Here is a 20,357-nt window from a genome sequence, read left to right on the forward strand (position 1 = left end):
GGCCATTAGCCCTTAACGAAGTCAATACCTTTTTGGATATCGCCCTTCAAGCCGTCAAGCATTTCAGCTTTACACTGTTGCTCAAAAGCACTCAGCTCGCCATAGGGCAGGATCTCTTCGATGCCCTGCTGACCTAAGCGAACCGCTTGCGCGAAGAACTGCGCATCGCTACCGTCGCCTTCGACATAGGCATACTCGGTTACGTGCTCGCCATTCAGCGCTTTGACCAACGATAAACAGAAGCGTGCTGCGGCTTGGCCCATCGACAAGGTTGCTGAACCACCGCCCGCTTTCGCCTCGACCACTTCGGTACCGGCGTTCTGAATACGGTGAGTTAACGATTTGATTTCGTCGTCGCTAAAGCTCACACCCTTAACCTGAGATAACAATGGCAAGATGGTGGTACCGCTATGGCCACCGATAACTGGCACGTCGATATTAGCCGGGTTCAAGCCACGTAATTCAGCAATGAAAGCCTCTGAACGAATAACGTCTAAGGTCGTCACACCAAATAATTTGTGCTTGTTATATACACCTTTAGCTTTCAGTACTTCAGCGGCAATTGCGACCGTTGTATTGACCGGGTTAGTAATAATGCCCACGCAAGCATCCGGACAGTTGTCAGCAATCGCTTCGACAAGATTTTTTACGATACCGGCATTCATGTTGAACAGATCTGAACGATCCATACCTGGCTTGCGCGGTACGCCTGCCGGGATCAAGACAACGTCACTACCGACTAACGCTGCCGCTAGGTCGTCTTTACCAAAACCGGCAATTTTGACGTCGGTTGGGATGTGACTTAAGTCTACTGCCACACCAGGAACGACGGGGGCAACGTCATATAAAGACAATTCTGAACCGGCTGGTAGTTGGGTTTTCAGCAACAACGATAGCGCCTGACCGATACCGCCAGCAGCACCTAAAACAGCAACTTTCATCTTGAACTCCATTACATTTGGATAGCGTCAGAAAGACACCAGATGGGTTAATTTACGCGCTCAAACTCTACTCTATAAGACCCTAAATTACAACTGAGCGCAGCATGGCTAGGCGCACTGACGCATTTCGGTTACACTGCCAGCACAGTCCCATTAAGCATGCAGAAAAGTATGGCACAACAAAAACAAGATGCACTGTTAGAAGCGTTCAAAGCACTCCTTAATGAGGAACGCTACGGTTCTCAAGGCGCTATCGTCGACGCCTTGAAAGATAAGGGCTTCGACAACATCAGTCAGTCTAAAGTGTCGCGCATGTTAAGCAAGTATGGTGCGGTGCGTACCCGAAATGCTAAACAAGAAATGGTGTACTGTTTACCGGCCGAATTGGGTATCCCATCGACCCGAGCGCCATTAAAACAACTTGTTTTGGATATTCAGCACAATGATGTGATGGTGATCATTCGCACCAGCCCGGGTGCCGCTCAATTGATCGCACGCTTATTGGATTCTGTTGGTAAACAAGAAGGCGTGCTGGGTACTATCGCCGGCGACGATACGATTTTTATTGCGCCACTCAAAGTGGCTGATATCGACTTTACGCTAAATAAAGTACGACAACTATTTGAAAATGCCTAAGCGCAGAACCTAAATGCTGTTTTCTAAAAAGTCGATTGAGGGCACAAAAAAGGCCGCATTACTGAGCGCTTGGGTATAGTCCAACCAAGGGTCGTAATCGCCCTCGACATCGGCGTAGTAGCGCTGCTTTAGCCACTCAGTCACTTGTCGCGGTCGCTGACTGAAGTAGCACGCTAAGAGTCCTTGTTCACGCAAATCACCCCATGGCATATTTTGCCGTAAAAACAATAGCGGCTGCTCTTGCGCGTCAAACAATCGCGCTTTAGCAGCGTGAGTGATTTGTTGTATTTCTGCCTCGGGCAAACGTTCTCCAGAGACTTTACGACGCCCCATTAGCTGTTCTTGTTGTTCACTCGGTAATAGCTCCCAGCGCCTTAAATCATGTCTAAACTTTTGCAAAAATAGGTAGCTACCGGCGGCGAAACGGCTGTCTTGTTCGTCATCTATCAGCGCCGCTGCGCGCTTGCGCATGGCGCGCGGGTTATCCGGTGCCTCAATAAAGCCATTCAAGTCGCGTCCGTCTAAATAACGGAAGGTGCGGATTTGTTCGACCAACTCAACATCGTGTCCAAACCATTCCATCAACGCGCGCACCGCTAAGTAATTGGCGTCAAAACGGTCTGAGCGCACACTCAGCAACAAGTCAACGGGTTGCCGCGGGGCATAACGGTCACCGTCTTGTAAATCAGGAAAGGGTTGTAACTGCAGTGGCCGATACTTGTTATAAACAATATCCCAGTAATCGTTACCAACCGCCACAAAGCCATTCAGCATGGCCTCTGAAAAACGTTCATCAAGCTCACGTAAAATAGCCGGCACCTGCGCCAGCTTGCGGCGCATCATCTCGGTATCATCGGTCATCACGTTTAAAAATAAGGTCAGACCGTGTAAATTGGGTTCAGCACACACACCCGTTTGCGGCTGTTGCATCGCTTGCAGTCCTTAATTCAGCTCATGGCCAGCTTTTGGTGTTTCGCGCCTGTCGTCTATTGCTTCATCAATTAGAGGACCAAATAGCGCAGTAAACAGTTGAGTTATCGTGTTTTTATTGCGCAACCTTGATTGCGCTTTAAAATGATTGCAATAATTTAACATAGAATTCAGGAGTGACTATGCGTCTTTTCATCGCTTTTGTCGCTGTCGCACTACTAACAGGCTGCGCGACGCCATCAAACTCGACTACGTCAGCAACTCAGCAGCGTCAACAAAACAACGCCGATAGCCGCTTTACACAATTAGCAGATAATATTTGGCAGCAACAAGTATTACTCAACCCGGTATCGGCATCGGCTCGCGATCACCGCGAATTTGATGGGCAACTACAAGACATGTCACCGGCAGCGGTAAAAGCTCGCTACGAAAAGCAAAAAGGCTGGCTGGAACAACTGCAAGCCGTCGACGTTAGCCAGTTAAATGAACAAAACCAGATTAACCATGCCATGCTCGTCTACGGGATTAAAAACGATGTCGACGAGTACCGCTTTAACGCGCATTACATGCCGTTAACGGCCGAGGGTAGTTTTCATAGCTCGCTCGCATTTTTACCCAGTTACCACCCATTTCGCGATAAAGCTGACTATCAGTCATATCTTGACCGACTAGCGGCCATTCCGACCTACATGGAGCAGCAAACCGATTGGCTACGCAAAGCCATGAGCGAGGGTTACACGCAACCGGCAGCCGCGATGGCCGGCTTTGAGGAGAGTATTTACGCCTATATTGTACAGCAACCTGAAGACAGCGTTTATTACCGTCCTTTCCAGAAAAAGCCAGAGTTTATCGGTGCCGATGAATGGGCGAATCTGCAGCAACAGGCGGCTAACGTGATTGACGATGCAGTGATGCCAGCTTACCAAAACTATTTTGAGTTTATGGTTACCCGTTATTTGCCTAATGCGCGTGATAGCGTAGGCGCCAGCGAGCTACCTAATGGTGAGGCTTTTTATAACAACCGCATCAAGCACTACACCACGACCGACATGACCGCCGCGCAAATTCATGAGCTCGGTTTAACCGAGGTTAAGCGTATTCGCGCAGAAATGGATGCGGTTATCGCTAAAACCGGTTTTGACGGTAGTTTTAGTGAATTCACCGACTTTCTTCGTAACGACCCACAGTTTTATCCCAAAAGCGCGGATGAGCTGCTACGTTATGCCTCATTCATCGCCAAAAAAATGGACGGTAAATTACCGGGTTTGTTTAAGACTTTGCCACGTAAACCATACGGCGTAGCACCAGTACCAGCAGAGATTGCGCCGAAATACACAACCGGCCGTTACTCTGGCTCAAGTCGTGATGACCAAGCGGGATTCTATTGGGTAAACACTTATGCCCTAGATCGCCGCCCTCTGTATCAAATGGAAGCGTTGACCTTACACGAAGCCGTACCCGGCCACCATTTGCAAATTGCCTTAGCCAACGAAATGGATGATTTACCGGAATACCGCCGGAGCACCTATATTTCGGCATTCGGCGAAGGCTGGGGGCTATATGCCGAGTACCTTGGTATCGAAGCCGGCTTTTACCAAGACCCATACAGTGAATTTGGTCGACTTAGTTATGAAATGTGGCGTGCTGCACGGCTAGTGGTCGATACCGGTATGCACGCGATGGGTTGGAGCCGTCAACAAGCTATCGACTTTATGGCTAGCAACACCGCGCTATCACTGCACAACGTCACCACCGAAATCGATCGCTATATTACTTGGCCAGCGCAAGCCTTGTCATACAAACTGGGCGAGTTAACCATCAAGCGTCTACGTCAAGAGGCGGAAACAGCGCTAGGTGCCGATTTTGACTTACGCGAATTTCATGATGCCGTACTGAAAAACGGTAGCGTTCCATTAGATGTGTTAGAGCAACAAATCCGACAGTGGATTAAAGCACAAACTGCGGTTTAACGCGTATCACACTGATGAGTGAAGCAAAAAAAACCCCGTTATGATAACGGGGTTTTTTAATGTTTGCTCTAACAACAAGGATCACGCCACATTAATGGTCGGAATAATGTTCTTCTTAGCGGCATCTTCGGCCTGACGGAAATCATCCATACGGTCAAAGTTTAAGTACTGATAAACCTCACCCGCCATCGCATTGATATCCGAGGCATAGGCTAAGTACTCTTCCGGCGTCGGTAATTTACCGACGATGGCGCCAACAGCAGCAAGCTCTGCCGAGGTTAAGTACACATTAGCACCGTCACCTAAGCGGTTCGGGAAGTTACGCGTCGAGGTCGACAACACGGTACTGTTTGCTTCGACTCGCGCTTGGTTACCCATACATAATGAACAACCCGGCATTTCGGTACGAACACCATTGCGTTCATAAATGTCGTAGTAACCCTCTTCACGCAACTGCGCCTGATCCATTTTGGTCGGTGGCGCAATCCACAGCCGGGTATTCAACGGATCGGCGTTTTTCTCCAACAACTTACCCGCAGCACGGAAGTGACCGATGTTGGTCATGCACGAACCGATGAACACTTCATCAACCTTATCACCAGCGACTTCGCTTAAGTACTTCGCGTCATCAGGATCATTTGGACAGCAGACGATCGGCTCTTTGATGTCGTTCAGGTCGATTTCGATAACTTCGGCGTATTCGGCATCGGCATCGGCTTGCATCAACTCAGGTTTAGCCAACCACTCTTCCATCTTGCGGGCTCGGCGCTCAAGGGTACGCGCGTCGCCATAACCTTCGTTGATCATCCAACGTAACATGGTGATGTTAGACCGCAGATACTCGGCAATCGATTGCTCTGACAGCTTGATGGTACAACCTGCCGCCGAGCGCTCTGCCGAGGCATCTGACAATTCAAATGCTTGTTCGACGGTTAGGTTTTCTAAGCCCTCGATTTCAAGAATACGGCCCGAGAAGGCGTTTTTCTTGCCGCGCTTTTCAACCGTCAATAAACCAGCTTTGATCGCGAACAACGGGATAGCATGTACTAAATCACGCAGTGTCACGCCTGGCTGCATCTCACCCTTAAAGCGCACTAACACCGACTCTGGCATATCTAGCGGCATAACACCGGTAGCAGCGGCGAATGCCACCAGACCAGAACCCGCTGGGAATGAAATACCTAACGGAAAGCGTGTATGAGAATCGCCACCGGTGCCGACGGTATCGGGTAACAACATACGGTTTAACCAGCTATGAATAATGCCGTCGCCAGGACGTAAGCTGACGCCACCACGGTTCATAATGAAATCAGGCAAGGTATGCTGAGTTTCGACGTCAACCGGCTTCGGATAAGCGGCAGTGTGGCAGAACGACTGCATGGTTAAATCGGCGGTAAAACCTAAACACGCCAGATCTTTTAGCTCGTCACGAGTCATTGGCCCGGTAGTATCTTGCGAACCAACCGTAGTCATCTTCGGTTCACAATAGGTGCCAGGACGCACGCCATCGATACCACAAGCACGACCCACCATTTTCTGCGCCAGCGTATAACCTTTACCGGTATCGGTCGGTTGCTCAGGTTTTAAGAACATTTCCGATGGTGCCAAGCCCAATGCTTCACGCGCCTTTTCAGTCAAACCACGACCGATGATCAGGTTAATACGACCACCCGCACGCACTTCATCAAGGATCACGCGAGAGGCGTAGTCATACTCGGCGATAATCTCGCCCGCTTGGTTTTCAATTTTGCCCTGATACGGATAAATGGTGATGACGTCGCCCATGTCCATTTTTTCAACATCGGCTTCAAACACCAAAGCACCGGCATCTTTCATGGTATTAAAGAAGATCGGTGCCACTTTACCACCGATACAAATACCACCCGCACGCTTATTCGGCGTACCCGGCATATCTTCACCGATGAACCACAATACCGAGTTAGTTGCTGACTTACGTGACGAGCCCGTACCCACAACATCACCAACAAACGCCACCGGATGGCCACGCTCTTTCAGTTCGGCAATTTGTGCCGCAGCATCGGTTACACCCTCACGCGGCATTTTGTACATGGCTTTAGCGTGTAATGGAATATCAGGACGTGACCAAGCATCAGGTGCTGGTGATAAGTCATCGGTATTAGTTTCGCCGGTGACTTTAAATACCGAGGCTTTGATTTGTTCAGGCATTTGGTCGCGCGCGGTAAACCACTCAGCATTCGCCCAAGATTCAATCACTTCTTTAGCTAAGGCATTACCTGCTTTCATTTTCTCTTCGACGTCGTGGAAGGCGTCAAACATCAACAGGGTATGTTTTAATTCGGTCGCAGCCAGAGCACCCAGTTCAGCGTCATCCAGCAGTTCGATCAACGTGGCAATGTTATAGCCACCGTGCATGTTACCCAGCAACTTGACCGCGTCGGCTTTGCTAATAATGGGAGAACTGGCTTCGCCTTGTACTAAAGCGGCTAAAAAGCCAGCTTTAACGTAAGCCGCCTCATCCACGCCCGGTGGTACGCGGTTGGCAATCAGGTTCAGCAAAAATGCTTCTTCGCCGGCCGGCGGATTTTTCAATAGCTCGACCAAGTCAGCAACTTGTTCGGCAGTTAACGGCTTCGGTGGGATGCCTTCTGCGGCACGTTCTTCTACATGCTTACGGTATGCTTGTAGCACTATGGATACCTCATGATTGCGTTGACCCCAAGCGCCTTTTTGGTACAAGACTGGGGGGTAAATAAAAGTCGCGCAATTATAAGGGTTTTAGCATCGGATTCCTATGCTACTGGGCTAACCGGGCGCTATAGCTGTCATAAATTTGGTGAATGAGAAAAAAGCCGACGATAGCGCACTCATAACTATCATCGGCGGGTTGGGAACCGGATAGCATTAAAGATACGCCTAAACTCGAAAAAGTTGGGATTTAGCTTGTAAAAGTTTATGTCAGCGGTCCCCATCAGCATTAACGATTATAAAAATGACTGCCATAGCGCAGCAGCGGCTACGCCCGGCATACGCTGGCTAGCACGCACTAAATGAATAGGAATACGCTCGGCATGCACCACCCCAGCTATCGACAAATTTTGTAACACACCACTGGCTAGTTCGGCAGCAACCAAATGTTCAGGAATGATCCCCCAACCTAATCCGGCAACCAGCATATCTCGCTGGGCGGCAATATCGTCCATACGAATGCGGCGGCTACTGGGTAAGCGTAAAATGCTGTCGAAGTTGATACCAATGTCCATATCTTGCGGCAGTAGTAACGGCAGATTGAGCAACTCAGTACGGTTACGCGGCATGCCGCCGTACTCGTTCAGCAGATCGCGACTGGCGACAATAGCTAGGGTCAATTCGGCCACCGGCAACGTTTCGACATCGGCATGTTGATGAAAGGTCGGTAGCCACGGACATAAGCCAACATCACTGTCGCCGTCGATAATACGACGCAGTGTGCGTAACTGACTATTAGAGCCTACCACTAATTCAGTCGCCGGGAACTGCTGCTGTAAGCGCCTGAGCACCGGCACCAACACATTGAAGTTACAGGTGCGGTCGTAATCAATACGCAACGTCACTTCGGCACCATGCTGCAGCCGTTCACTCAACGATAACAGACGTTGTTGTTGCCGCAGTACCTCCTCGGCTTGGCGTAAAAACGACTGCCCTTTCGGTGTTAACCGTAAACGATATTGGTGTCGATCGAATAACGCAAAACCGGCATGTTGCTCGAGCTTTTTTATCGCCATACTTAACGCCGATTGGGTCCGGTGAAGTCGGCGCGCCGCACCGTGCAAACTGCCACTTTCGACGATCGCTAAAAATATTTCCAGCTGCTGTATGGTCACTCGCCACCCATTCAGTAAAATTGAACAAGTTTTCTTATTTTTTGAAATATTACTGGATTTAGACTTGAATTACACTGTGCAAAACCTATCCATCTATCATGCTCACAAGGATCTGCCATGATGTCTCGCCTGTTGCCCGCCGCAGTTACCCTGCCCTTACTACTGACACTGGGCTTGAGTGCCTGTTCAGAGCCGACGACTAACGCTGTCGACACGCAGCCCAGACCGGTTAAATTGACCACGGTCAGCGCTGGAAATGAACCACGTTTACGTCAGTTTCCTGCGGTGGTAGAGGCCGCCAATGTTGCTGAACTCACATTTCGGGTGGCTGGTGAGTTAAGCCAATTACCCGGTCGTCCAGGGGTTACCGTGGCGCGTGGCGACTTAATTGCGAAGCTCGACCCAAGCGATTATCAACTGGTGGTCGACGAGGCCAAAGCCCGTTATGAACTGGCTGAATCGCAATACACTCGTAGCCAAAACTTGGTCGAGCAGGGACTGATGTCGGCGTCTCAATTTGATGAGATCACCTCACAAATGCGGGTCGCCAAAGCCAATCTTGAAACGGCTCAGGCCAACCTTAACTACACCGAACTAAGAGCCCCGTTTGCGGGCGTAGTCGCTCACTTGTATGTTGAAAACTACGAAAACATCCAGGCCAAGCAACCGATTGCCACGTTGCAAATGAACGATGCCATAGATATCAGTATCTCGGTGCCGGAGAATTTGTTTGCACGGGTGCAGCGCCGCGTTGACTACCAACCCGATGTGATATTTGAAGCGGATCCCAAGCGCGCCTTTAAAGCCTCATTAAAAGAGTGGGATAGTCAGGCTGATGCAGCCACCAATACCTATGAAGTGGTTTTCACTATGGCAAAACCACGAGACCTCAATATTTTACCCGGCATGTCGGCGACCGTGGTAGTCGATACCAGCGCGGTGATTCAATACGATGCCGATGCCCTGTTTGTACCCGCTTCTGCGGTATTTACGCCAGCCGATAATGGCGACAGCGATGCGCATTATGTATGGCGTTATCAAGGTGACAACGAGCGTGGACAAGTAGAAAAAGTGAAAGTCAGCGTTGCCGATATCAGTAATGCCGGCATTGCCATTACCGCTGGCTTGAAGTCCGGCGATCAAGTGGTCAGTGCCGGAGTTAATCAATTACAAGATGGGCAACTGGTGCGTCCGTGGACCCGCGAGCGGGGGCTGTAATGGATATCGCACGTTATAGCATTGAACGCAAAACCAGTAGCTGGATTTTATTACTGGTGCTGCTGCTCGGTGGTAGTTTTGCCTTACTCAACTTAGGCCGTTTGGAAGATCCCGAGTTCACCATCAAACAAGCCATGGTGATCACCAGTTATCCGGGCGCGTCGGCACAAGAAGTCGAGGAAGAAGTCACCTATCGTATCGAGAATGCGATTCAAGCGTTAAGTTACATCGATAACATCAAATCGATTTCGCAACCGGGCTTATCGCAAATCACAGTAGAGATGCAGTCGACCTACCGCAGCGGCGATTTACCACAAATATGGGATGAACTGAGACGCAAAGTTAATGATGTGCAGAGCCAGTTACCGCCTGGCGTCAATGCGCCTATAGTGAAGGATGATTTTGCTGATGTTTACGGTGTGTTATTGGCATTAACCGGCCCCGGTTACGGTTATCAAGATTTGGAAGATTTCGCAAAATATCTGCGCCGCGAACTGGTACTTATCCCGGGTGTTGGCAAGGTCGTGTTAGAGGGCACTCAGCAAGAGCAAGTGGTGGTCGAGGCATCACGTAATAAGATGGCTAATTACGGTATTCCTCCCGATCGTATCGCGCAGCTGCTGACCACGCAGAATGCCATTGCCGATGCCGGCCGTCTGCGCATCGACGACGAGCGCCTACGCATCAGCACCTCGGGAGAGTTTTCCTCAGTCGATGAATTGGCTAACCTGGTGGTCAGTAATCCCGGCGCCAAAGAGAGAATTTACTTACGTGACGTCGCTCGGGTTTACCGCGATTATCAAGAAATCCCCGATCATCTGGTGCATTTTGATGGTAAACCGGCACTTTGGTTAGGCCTGTCATTCGCCAAAGACGTCAATGTCGTCGATGTCGGTCAGCGTCTGCAACAACGACTCGCCGAACTGGATTACGCCAAACCTGTAGGCATGCAATTAGACGCTATCTACAACCAACCGCAAGAAGTGGAAAGTTCGGTCAGCAATTTCCTGCTAAACCTCGTTGAAGCGGTTGTCATTGTGATTGTCGCACTACTTTTAACCATGGGCCTGCGTAGCGGCTTGTTAATTGGCATGGTGTTATTACTGACCGTGCTGGGCACCTTTATTTTTATGTATGTGATGGGCATTAACCTGCAACGGGTATCTTTGGGTGCCTTGATCATTGCACTCGGTATGCTGGTTGATAACGCTATTGTGGTCGCCGAAGGTATGTTGGTCGGCATGCGCCGTGGCATGAGTAAAGCGAAAGCAGCAAGCCAAGTGGTCGAGCAAAACAAATGGCCGCTGTTTGGCGCCACCGTTATCGCCATCATCGCCTTTGCTCCAATCGGTTTATCTAAAGATGCCTCGGGTGAATTTGCCGGTAGTCTGTTTTGGGTGTTGTTTATTAGCTTACTATTAAGCTGGTTCACGGCTATCACCCTAACGCCATTTTTAGGGCATTATTTGTATCGCCAAGATACCAGCGCCGCGGTCAGCGACGATGACGACGTATACCGCGCCGGTTTTTACCAGCGTTATCGACGCGTGTTGCAGTGGCTATTACATCATCGCGGCTTAACCGGACTAGTGTTATTGGGACTATTGGTGGTCGCTGTAGCGGGCTTCGGGCAAGTCAAACAGGCCTTTTTTCCACCGTCTACGACGCCGATGTTTTATGTCGATTTATGGTACCCGCAGGGCACCGATATTCGTACCACCAGCGCCGACGTTAAACGTATTGAGCAATTTGTGCTAAAGCAGCCCGAGGTGAAGCAAGTGGCAACCACCATTGGCCGCGGCGCACCTCGCTTTACCTTGACCTATATGGTGGAGAAGTCGTATGAGAGCTATGCGCAGTTGATCATCCGGGCGCGCGACCGCGAACAAATGGAAGCACTGTTACCGCGCATTCGCCGCTATATCTATCAGCACCACCCTCAAGTAGAAGACAAATTATTGCGCATGGAGATAGGCCCTTCCACGCCAGCCAAAATTGAAGCGCGCTTTAGTGGTGCTGATCCATTAGTACTGCGACAGCTTGCCGAACAAGCCAAAGCGGTGTTACGCGCCGATCCCGGTGCGACCAATATTCGTGATGACTGGCGCCAGCGTACCAAATTGTTGCAGCCACGCTATAACGAAGCCGCCGGACGTCGTTTAGGTATTAGTCGTGAGGATGTCAGTGATGTTCTGAAGACCAATTTTGTCGGTCGTTCGGTGGGCATTTATCGGGACGGTACACAGTTATTGCCGATCATCGTGCGGGCGCCGTTAAGCGAGCGCGCAGATATCGATAACTGGCAAGATTTGCAGGTTTTTAGCGACGTATTAGCCGCTTATGTACCACTCACACAAGTGGTCAATGCCGTTGACTTGCGCTGGGAAAACAACCTGATCCTACGTCGTGATCGTAAGCGCACGCTAACGGTTATGGCCGATCCAGACGCCTTAGGCGACGAAACCGCCGCGCAATTATTTGATCGTGTTCACGGCGCCATCGAAGCCATCGAATTGCCACTCGGTTATCAGTTAACTTGGGGCGGCGAGCATGAGGCGGCGGGCAAAGCCGAAAAAGCCGTCTTTGGCGCGATTCCGTTGGGCGTATTAGCGATGGTGATTATTACCGTGCTGCTATTTAACTCGGCGCGTTTAGCGGTGGTCTTATGGACCGCGGTACCGCTCTCGATTATAGGTGTCACCTTGGGCTTGCTAGTGATGAATAAACCCTTTGGTTTTATGGCTTTGTTAGGCTTTCTCAGTTTGTCCGGCATGCTGCTGAAAAACGGCATTGTTTTGCTCGAACAAATTGCGGTAGAGCGCGAAGCAGGCAAAGCTCCTTACCGCGCGGTGGTCGATGCCGCTGTTAGCCGCGTCAGACCGGTGGGCATGGCAGCAGCCACTACCATTCTGGGTATGTTACCGCTACTATTTGACGACTTTTTTGCCAGTATGGCGGTGGTGATCATGTTTGGCTTAGGTTTTGCCACACTGTTAACACTGCTTATTGTGCCGTTAATGTACGCAATGGTAATGCGTGTGGAAAATTCTCCAAAAAACGATCGCACTGCAACAGACTAGTTAGTGACTAATCGTCGCACACATACTGGTCACAGTATTTCGGCGGACACGTGATTAACCTCACGTTGTCCGCCTTTTTTATTACGCTGATAACCCAACGCTATTTAGCGATGTCTTAACCGACGCGCTTGTTGCCAGTAAAACAGCACCGGGATCACCAGCATCGATACTAACGGTGCCAGTATCATGCCACCAACCACGGGCGCGGCGATACGCTGCATAACGTCGTCGGCTGTGGCACCACCAATCAGTATCGGTAACAGCCCTAACACCACCGTCAACACCGTCATGACTTTCGGCCGTAAGCGTGCCACCGCTCCGCGCATCACTGCTGCTTTTAAGCCACTGAGGTTCCGCTCGCGGGTTTCCTGCCAAGCGTTATTTAAGTACACCATCATGACCACGCCAAATTCAGCAGCAATGCCGGCTAAGGCGATTAACCCCACCGCTACCGCTAGCGACAAGTGAAAGTCCAGCAGGCTGATAAACCAAAGACTACCCGCTAGCGCTAATGGCAAGCTCAGCAACACCATTAACGACTGCGTTAAACTTCGGAAAATGGCATAAAGTAACATCACAATACTCAGTAAAATAAGTGGCAGTAATTGCTGTAAATCGCTACTGACTCGCTGCAAATATTGATATTGCCCAGCCCACTGCCAGCGCACGCCGCTACTGGGTGCGATTTGCGCTAAGCGGTGTTGTACTAACTCCTGATAAGCCGCCACCGTCATGTCCGCTTGCGGCTCAATGTAGACATACGTCACCGGTTGTGCGTTTTCACTTTTAATTAAGGTGGCTCCACTGTTAACAGCAATATCGGCGATATCACCCAGCATAACCCATTGCCCGTTCTGGCTAACGATAGGCAACTGACGCAGGCTGGCGAGGTGGTCTCGTAGTTGTCGGGGGTAACGCATGATGATTGGGTAACGCTCGCGTCCTTCAACCGTGGTGGTGACCGTCTCGCCGCCAATAGCCCAGCGCACCGCCTGTTGGATCTGGCTTTGATCCAGACCATATTGTGCCGCCTTATTTAGGTCTGGTGTGATATCCAGATAACGCCCCATGGTGGCGCGCTCGGCATAGACCGAAGCCGTTTCCGGGTAGCCTTGCAAATGCTGTTCAAATTGCGTGGCGACCTGCTGTAATTGCGCCAACGAATCACCGCTGAGTTTGATCGCCAAGCTACTTTTGACACCGGTGGAAAGCATGTCGATACGGGTTTTGATCGGCTGCACCCAAGCATTCCGAATACCGGGGATCTGCACCTTAGCATCTAGCTCAGCAATAATGTCTGCCAATTCGATACCGGCTCGCCATTCATCCTTAGGCCGCAGCTGAATGGTGGTTTCTAGCATCGTTAACGGCGCTGGGTCGGTCGCGGTATCAGCACGCCCGACTTTACCAAACACCGTTTTGACTTCCGCGACTTGCTTGATCAGTTGGTCGCTTTTTTGCAGCAATTTGACCGCCGTTTGCGGGCTCACGCCCGGTAAGGTTGTTGGCATATACAACAGGTCACCCTCGACCATCGGCGGCATAAACTCGGTATCCAAGTGCTGCCAAGGCCAATAGGCCGAAGCACTGATCAACAGCGCCAGCAACAACGTGGTTTTCGGCCAGCTTAAGGCCGCTTGTAGTAACGGCCGATACAATGCCGTTAAACCGCGTACCAACCAATTACGTTGTTCATCGGCCACGCGCCCGCGCACTACCAGTCCCATCAGCACCGGGATCAGCGTGACCGCGAATAGCGCCGCCGCTGCCATGGCAAAACTCTTGGTGTAAGCCAGTGGAGTAAACAGACGGCCCTCTTGCGCCTGCAAAGCAAATACCGGCAGAAAGCTGATGGTGATGATGAGCAGACTGAGGCACACCGCAGGACCCACTTCAATCGACGCCTGAGTAATCAAACGCCAACGCTCGGCACCGCGAGCAACTCGTTGCTGTTGTTGCTGATAACGCAGTAGGTGTTTATGCGCATTCTCAATCAGCACGATAGCCGCGTCGACCAAGGTTCCTAGCGCAATCGCGATGCCTCCCAAACTCATGATGTTAGCGCTCACACCTAACCAGCGCATCACGATAAAAGCGGTTAACACCGCTAACGGCAAGGTAATAATGGCGACTAAGGCTGACCGCGCATGCCATAAGAACAGCACACAAACCAACGCCACTAGCGCCATTTCTTCAATAATTTTCTGCTGTAGGTTATCGACCGCCGACTGAATCAGTTGCGAGCGGTCATAGGTGGTCACCAGCTCAACACCTGCCGGCAAACTCTGCTGAATATGCTGCAATTGCGTTTTTAACGCTTGAATGGTGTTTAGTGCATTAGCGCCATAGCGCATAACGACGATGCCGCCGACCACCTCGCCCTCGCCATTTAGCTCAGCCATACCACGGCGGCTGAGCGGACCACGGCGGACCGTGGCGATGTCAGCTAATGTCAACGCCGTGCCCTGCGCCGAGTTAACCGGCAACGGTAGCTCGCGTAATTGCTCTAGCGAGCTAATGTAACCACTTGCTCGCACCATGTATTCGGCTTCAGCCATCTCGACGATACCACCACCGACATCTTGATTGCTGGTGGCTAAAAGCTGCTTGACCTGACTTAATGGAATACCGTATTGGCGTAGTTTTTGTGGGTCGATGACCACTTGGTAGGCCTGCACCATGCCCCCCACCGTGGCGACTTCGGCAACCCCAGGCAACCCCTGTAACGCTTGTTTTATCGACCAGTTTTGCAAGCTCGTTAGTTCACCCAAGTGATGCTGACCGCTGCGATCAACCAAGGCATACTCATAAATCCAACCGACGCCGCTGGCATCGGGTCCCAAACTAGGCGTAATGCCCTCCGGCAACTGCGCTTGTGCTTGATTAAGAATTTCTAATACGCGTGAACGCGCCCAGTAAGGGTCCGTACCATCGGCGAAAATGACGTAAAGATAAGAGTCACCAAAGAATGAATAACCACGAACTTGCGTTGCGCCGGGCACGGCTAACAGTTGATTAGCCAACGGGTAGGTGATTTGGTCTTCGACCAAGTTGGCGGCCTGACCGGGATAACTGGTTTTGACGATGACCTGCACGTCGGAAAGATCAGGAATGGCATCTAATGGCGTTGCCAACATGGCACGCCAACCGGCCCAGCTCAGCGCGATGGCGGCGACGATCACTAGCAGCCGATTACGTATCGACCAACGAATAATGGCAGCTATCATGCTAGTGCTCCCCATGCTGATGCATTGTTCTACCCGCATCCGCCGCCTGCGGCTGTCGCAGAGTTGCTTCAGAGTCTAATAAAAACTGGCCTTCGGTCACGACCTGATCACCCGCTTTTAAGCCACTATCAATCAACGCCCAATCGCCGATGATGTCGCCTACCGTTACCGCTTGTTGGCGAAAGCGGCCATCACCGACCTGCTGCATCACACGGTTTTCTGCGCCGGTCATGATCAGTGCTGAGCGCGGTATGGCCACCCCGTGTTGCGCCTGTGTGGTGATAGCTAAAGATGCCTGACTGCCGACACTGACGTCGTCGATGCTGTATGGCGTCAACACTCTCACTCGTAAGCTACGCGCTTGCTCATCAACGGTTGGATAAATGAAATCGATATGCCCCTGTTGTTGCTGTTGGCCATTAATTTGGTAGCTGAGTTCATCACCCTTCCGTAACAGCCGACGTTGGCTAACGGGAACATCGGCAATCAACCATAAGTTCTCGCTAGCAGCCAACGCGAGGACCTCGGTTTCTGGTGTCACATACATGCCTTCACGCGCATTGACCTCGGTAACAACAGCATCAAACGGTGCATAGACCGACACTTGGTATTGGGTTTTACCGGTTTCGCGGAGCTGCCCAATTTGCTTGTCGGTAAAACCTAATAACCTTAATCGCTGCGCCCCACGCCGACGTAACTCGGTTAACTCGTCGCTGCTGACATCGTTATAACGGCGAGAGAATAGTTGCAAATAGTCGTCTTGCGCGACGACGAATTCTTTGCTGTAGATTTGATAGAGCAGTTCACCTTTGGCCACCCGCTGACCGGTTTCGTTAACCGCCATCTGTTCGATCCAACCCGCCGCTCGTGCATGCCAATGTTGTAAGCGCGACTCATTCCATTGGATACGTCCTTGCGTGTGAATGGTCTGTTGTACGTGACGTTCACTGACTTGACTCACGGTTACCGCTAATTGCTGCTGCCAATTGCCCGAGAGCTGGAGGTCGCTGGTTGTCACCTCTTGCTGTGCCCTGTTGTGCTGTGAATGAGCCGCAGCAGGTCCTTGTTTGACTAGGTCCATGCCACAAATCGGACACTGTCCCGGTTTGTGCTGTTGTACATCTGGATGCATCGGACAACGATAAGTGGTTTCAGCTGACATTTCATGCTGTTCGTGCTGTTCGTGCTGTTCGTGCTGCGATTGTGGTAACGCCCAGCTAGGCAAGGTCAATACCGCGCACATCAAACATAAGAATATCGATTTCATATGACACCTAAATCACAATAAAAAACACCATCCGTTAGCGATGCCACGGACGTCATTTGCTTATTCAGGTGTTAACTGCGAGGAGGTCTTTTCGGTAATGCGAGTGCAGGCGTAATAGATAACGCTTGAAAGGGTAGTAGTTCGGTTTCACGTAAATCGTTGGCAACCAGTAACACTTGATGCACTAAGCTACTATGTACACTGCAATGCTGTGGACAATCGCCGCAATCCCCTTGGCAGGGTGATGATTGAGATGAATGCGCATGGCTATCAGCAATTACGGAATCGCGATCAGCGTCGACGCAACAGTCATGCGTGGCCAATACCTGGTCACTGCTCGCCTGATGCGACGACGATAAATGAGGCGAACTGGTCATCTTGCCTTGGTGCTGCATGCTAGCGGCAGCTGGCGTTGGTGCTGCCAGCGACTGCCAGGGCTGCAACATCAGCTGCAGCCCAACCAAAAACAACATGACATAACGCCAGCTCATGGCCGTTACCAGATATGTACGCGTTTTTCAGGCGCTAAGAACAACTCGTCATCGGCTTTGACGTCAAACGCTTGGTAAAAACCAGGAACGTTGACGACCGTACCGTTGACGCGATATTCGGCCGGAGAATGCGGGTCGCTCAAGACTTGCTCGCGAATCGCATCTTCACGGTATTTACCACGCCAGACTTGCGCCCAACCAATAAATACGCGCTGCGCGCCAGTAAAGCCATCTAGCTCTGGTGCTGGCTTGCCGTCTAATGACATTTGATAAGCTTCATAAGCAATGGTTAAACCGGCCAGATCACCGATGTTCTCACCCAATGTCAGGTCACCATTAACATTCAAGCCTTCAATCGGTTCATAGCTGCTGTACTGTGCAGACAAACGTTGCGCCAAGCTATCAAACGCTTCGCGATCAGTGTCGGTCCACCAGCTACGCAAGTTACCGTCGCCGTCGTATTTTGAACCTTGATCGTCAAATCCATGGCCCATTTCGTGACCGATAACAGCGCCAATGCCACCGTAGTTAACTGCTGGTTCCGCATTCATATCGAAGAATGGCGGTTGTAAGATACCGGCTGGGAAGACGATTTCGTTACGCACTGGACTGTAATAAGCGTTCACAGTCTGCGGCGTCATGCCCCAATCCTCAGGGTCAACTGGACCACCAACTTTGGCCATTTCTTCGGCATAATCAAAGGCGGCATACGCTTTATAATTACCAACCAAATCCGAGCTACTGATTTGCAGGCTGCTGTAATCGCGCCATTTATTTGGATAACCCACTTTTGGCTTAAATTTATGCAGTTTCTCTAACGCCTTTTCTTTCGTCTCGTCGCTCATCCAATCGAGGCTTTCAATAGAGGCAGCGTATGATTTCCGCAAATTCTCAATCAGTTCTTCCATCTGTGCTTTGGCGCGCGGTGGGAAGTACTCTTTGACGTAAACTTGACCCAGTACTTCACCCAACACGTCATCGGTGGCATCAACCGCACGTTTCCAACGCGGCTCTTGCTCAGGAATACCACGTAAGGTGGTGCCGTAGAAGGCAAATTGGCGCTTAGCGAAGTCGTCGGACAACACGTCAGCATACTGATTAACAACGCGCGCTGTCATATAAGCTTGCCAATCGGCTAAGTCTTCATCGTCGAACAGCTCAGCGAAGCTTTCGAAATACGATGGCTGACTGACCACCATTTCTTTAACGCCAGCGATACCGGCAGCTTCGCTAAAGGCTGAAAACGAAAAACCGTCCATCAATTCAGCGGTTTCTGCCGCCGACTTTTTGTTATAGGTTTTTTCTGCATCACGACTTTCAACGCGTGACCACTGCACCTTGGCAATCTTAGTCTCGACGTCTAACACCGTTTTCGCGGCTTCAGCCGGCTTTTCATAACCGATCATGGTGAACAAGTCGGTCAGATAAGCTTGATAGGCTTCGCGAAATTCTTGAAATTTCTCGTCGTCTTTCAGGTAGTAATCGCGGTCTGGCATGCCCAAGCCGCCCTGGTACATATACATCGCATTAATTTGCGGATCTTTCGCGTCGGGATAGACATAGAAGCCGAATGGTATGCTCACGCCTTGTTTAAACAGGGTTGCCATCAACGCCGCCATTTGCTTTTTGTCAGCGACTTTAGCGATACTGTCCAAGTCACCTTGAATCGGTTGATAACCTAATTCGTTAAGGTGATCGGTATCCATGAAAGCGGTATAGAAATCACCCAGTTTGGCTTCGTTAGAGCCCGCTTCAGGGTTATTGGCCGACGCGTTTTCAATAATTTCACGCAAACGACGCTGGTTCTCTTGGCGTAGATCGAAGAACGACCCTACCGACGAGCGGTCACCCGGAATTTCGGTATTTTTGATCCATGTGCCATTCACATAACGGAACAAGTCATCCTGTGGGCGGACGCTGTGGTCAAAGTTTTCTAAAACGATGCCGGATTGCAATTGCTTAGGCGCTTCTTGCTCGGCTTTCTTTTGTTGTTCTTGTTGTTGACCCTGAGTATCGTTGGCTGCCGGTTGTTCTGGCGAGCAAGCTGCCAATCCCAGCGCTAACGAGACACTCAGTGCAATCGCGGTCATCTTTTTCATGAGCTTACCTTTTGCTGTTATCTGTTTGCGATTATTTTTAACTAACGGTTGCTGCCAATGCTGTTGGCAACAGAGTCGTTCACTATCCTAACCAAAAAAACGGCTTATCTGAACGGTTAACCGTTAAGTCTACGCCTTTCAGAGACCAACGACTATCAACCGATTGTAACGAATTATTGGCGTTCAACGCACGCGGTGCCGAGCAGCCGCGACTATCGACGGCCACTATAAGCGCTCGACCACCGGCGGCATGCGAAACAATAAACGCGCAAAAATAATGGTGTACAAGGCATAAATGGCAGTTGCCGCGATCAGTCCGGGTAGCACCGAACCGTCTAGTAGCTGTTTTATCAAGATGAATAGGCCAATTAAAAAGTGCATGAAATTACCGACGCAAATCGGGCGACCATAAATGCCGCCAAGCAATTGTCCTTTAGCCATGTGATTCATCATTGCCATACCTAAATACACCGCCGCTAGCAACTGTAAAGCCAGTGCGTTATTGGCGCCTATCGGGAGTACCCAAGTGTCTACTAACGCTGGAAAAAACAATAAGCAAATACCTGCAGCAGCCATTAATAAGGCACTGCTAAACATCACCCAATAACCCGGACGCCGTAACGCCATGAATCACCTCGCCATTGAATTAACAGCCA

General features: G+C 50.6%; 13 protein-coding genes. 4 read left to right on the forward strand and 9 right to left on the reverse strand.

Annotated features, from left to right (window positions below; all coding sequences use genetic code 11):
* Positions 1–5: 5 nt before the first annotated feature.
* Positions 6–941: a malate dehydrogenase gene (gene mdh, locus A10D4_RS03050; RefSeq protein WP_008487660.1), complete on the reverse strand. Its 936-nt coding sequence runs from the start codon at positions 939–941 to the stop codon at positions 6–8.
* 171 nt (positions 942–1,112) lie between these two features.
* On the opposite strand from mdh, the gene argR reads away from it, so the two are divergent.
* Positions 1,113–1,577, forward strand: a complete 465-nt coding sequence (gene argR, locus A10D4_RS03055; RefSeq protein ID WP_008487661.1) for a transcriptional regulator ArgR — start codon at positions 1,113–1,115, stop codon at positions 1,575–1,577.
* A gap of 9 nt (positions 1,578–1,586) precedes the next feature.
* Here the strand turns inward: argR and A10D4_RS03060 are convergent, their stop codons facing one another.
* Positions 1,587–2,507, reverse strand: a complete 921-nt coding sequence (locus A10D4_RS03060) for a Dyp-type peroxidase (protein WP_008487662.1) — start codon at positions 2,505–2,507, stop codon at positions 1,587–1,589.
* Between the two features lie 182 nt (positions 2,508–2,689).
* Here A10D4_RS03060 and A10D4_RS03065 point away from each other — a divergent pair, with 182 nt between their 5' ends.
* On the forward strand, positions 2,690–4,477 hold the full coding sequence (locus tag A10D4_RS03065; RefSeq protein WP_008487663.1) for a DUF885 domain-containing protein: 1,788 nt from the start codon (positions 2,690–2,692) through the stop codon (positions 4,475–4,477).
* Positions 4,478–4,558: 81 nt separating this feature from the next.
* Here the strand turns inward: A10D4_RS03065 and acnB are convergent, their stop codons facing one another.
* Positions 4,559–7,147: a bifunctional aconitate hydratase 2/2-methylisocitrate dehydratase gene (acnB, locus tag A10D4_RS03070; protein ID WP_008487665.1), complete on the reverse strand. Its 2,589-nt coding sequence runs from the start codon at positions 7,145–7,147 to the stop codon at positions 4,559–4,561.
* A 293-nt stretch (positions 7,148–7,440) separates the two neighbouring features.
* Entirely contained in the window at positions 7,441–8,319 is an 879-nt protein-coding gene (locus A10D4_RS03075) for a LysR family transcriptional regulator (RefSeq protein WP_008487666.1), read from the reverse strand.
* 117 nt (positions 8,320–8,436) lie between these two features.
* On the opposite strand from A10D4_RS03075, the gene A10D4_RS03080 reads away from it, so the two are divergent.
* Positions 8,437–9,537, forward strand: a complete 1,101-nt coding sequence (locus A10D4_RS03080) for an efflux RND transporter periplasmic adaptor subunit (protein WP_237738520.1) — start codon at positions 8,437–8,439, stop codon at positions 9,535–9,537.
* Positions 9,537–12,617 carry an efflux RND transporter permease subunit gene (locus A10D4_RS03085; protein WP_008487668.1) on the forward strand — a complete coding sequence of 1,027 codons (3,081 nt, stop codon included), beginning with the start codon at positions 9,537–9,539 and terminating at the stop codon, positions 12,615–12,617. Before A10D4_RS03080 ends, A10D4_RS03085 begins: the two co-directional genes overlap by 1 nt.
* A 104-nt stretch (positions 12,618–12,721) precedes the next feature.
* Here the strand turns inward: A10D4_RS03085 and A10D4_RS03090 are convergent, their stop codons facing one another.
* The 5 genes from A10D4_RS03090 to A10D4_RS03110 form a co-directional block, all read right to left on the reverse strand.
* Positions 12,722–15,844, reverse strand: a complete 3,123-nt coding sequence (locus tag A10D4_RS03090; RefSeq protein ID WP_008487669.1) for an efflux RND transporter permease subunit — start codon at positions 15,842–15,844, stop codon at positions 12,722–12,724.
* A gap of 1 nt (position 15,845) precedes the next feature.
* Positions 15,846–17,111: an efflux RND transporter periplasmic adaptor subunit gene (locus tag A10D4_RS03095; protein ID WP_008487670.1), complete on the reverse strand. Its 1,266-nt coding sequence runs from the start codon at positions 17,109–17,111 to the stop codon at positions 15,846–15,848.
* A gap of 71 nt (positions 17,112–17,182) precedes the next feature.
* A complete protein-coding gene (locus A10D4_RS03100; RefSeq protein WP_008487672.1) occupies positions 17,183–17,602 on the reverse strand; it encodes a hypothetical protein in 420 nt (139 codons plus the stop codon).
* Between the two features lie 5 nt (positions 17,603–17,607).
* Positions 17,608–19,701, reverse strand: a complete 2,094-nt coding sequence (locus A10D4_RS03105; protein ID WP_008487674.1) for a M13 family metallopeptidase — start codon at positions 19,699–19,701, stop codon at positions 17,608–17,610.
* 225 nt (positions 19,702–19,926) lie between these two features.
* On the reverse strand, positions 19,927–20,328 hold the full coding sequence (locus tag A10D4_RS03110; protein ID WP_008487675.1) for a hypothetical protein: 402 nt from the start codon (positions 20,326–20,328) through the stop codon (positions 19,927–19,929).
* Between the last annotated feature and the right edge of the window lie 29 nt (positions 20,329–20,357).

The sequence above is a fragment of the Idiomarina xiamenensis 10-D-4 genome (genome assembly GCF_000299895.1).
Classification (GTDB): domain Bacteria; phylum Pseudomonadota; class Gammaproteobacteria; order Enterobacterales; family Alteromonadaceae; genus Idiomarina; species Idiomarina xiamenensis.

Bases quoted from the DNA above. Each gene is read 5' to 3' on its own strand.
- mdh (WP_008487660.1), bottom strand. From the start codon at position 941: ATGAAAGTTGCTGTTTTAGGTGCTGCTGGCGGTATCGGTCAGGCGCTA.
- argR (WP_008487661.1), top strand. From the start codon at position 1,113: ATGGCACAACAAAAACAAGATGCACTGTTAGAAGCGTTCAAAGCACTC.
- A10D4_RS03060 (WP_008487662.1), bottom strand. From the start codon at position 2,507: ATGCAACAGCCGCAAACGGGTGTGTGTGCTGAACCCAATTTACACGGT.
- A10D4_RS03065 (WP_008487663.1), top strand. From the start codon at position 2,690: ATGCGTCTTTTCATCGCTTTTGTCGCTGTCGCACTACTAACAGGCTGC.
- A10D4_RS03080 (WP_237738520.1), top strand. From the start codon at position 8,437: ATGATGTCTCGCCTGTTGCCCGCCGCAGTTACCCTGCCCTTACTACTG.
- A10D4_RS03085 (WP_008487668.1), top strand. From the start codon at position 9,537: ATGGATATCGCACGTTATAGCATTGAACGCAAAACCAGTAGCTGGATT.
- A10D4_RS03090 (WP_008487669.1), bottom strand. From the start codon at position 15,844: ATGATAGCTGCCATTATTCGTTGGTCGATACGTAATCGGCTGCTAGTG.
- A10D4_RS03095 (WP_008487670.1), bottom strand. From the start codon at position 17,111: ATGAAATCGATATTCTTATGTTTGATGTGCGCGGTATTGACCTTGCCT.
- A10D4_RS03100 (WP_008487672.1), bottom strand. From the start codon at position 17,602: ATGAGCTGGCGTTATGTCATGTTGTTTTTGGTTGGGCTGCAGCTGATG.
- A10D4_RS03105 (WP_008487674.1), bottom strand. From the start codon at position 19,701: ATGAAAAAGATGACCGCGATTGCACTGAGTGTCTCGTTAGCGCTGGGA.
- A10D4_RS03110 (WP_008487675.1), bottom strand. From the start codon at position 20,328: ATGGCGTTACGGCGTCCGGGTTATTGGGTGATGTTTAGCAGTGCCTTA.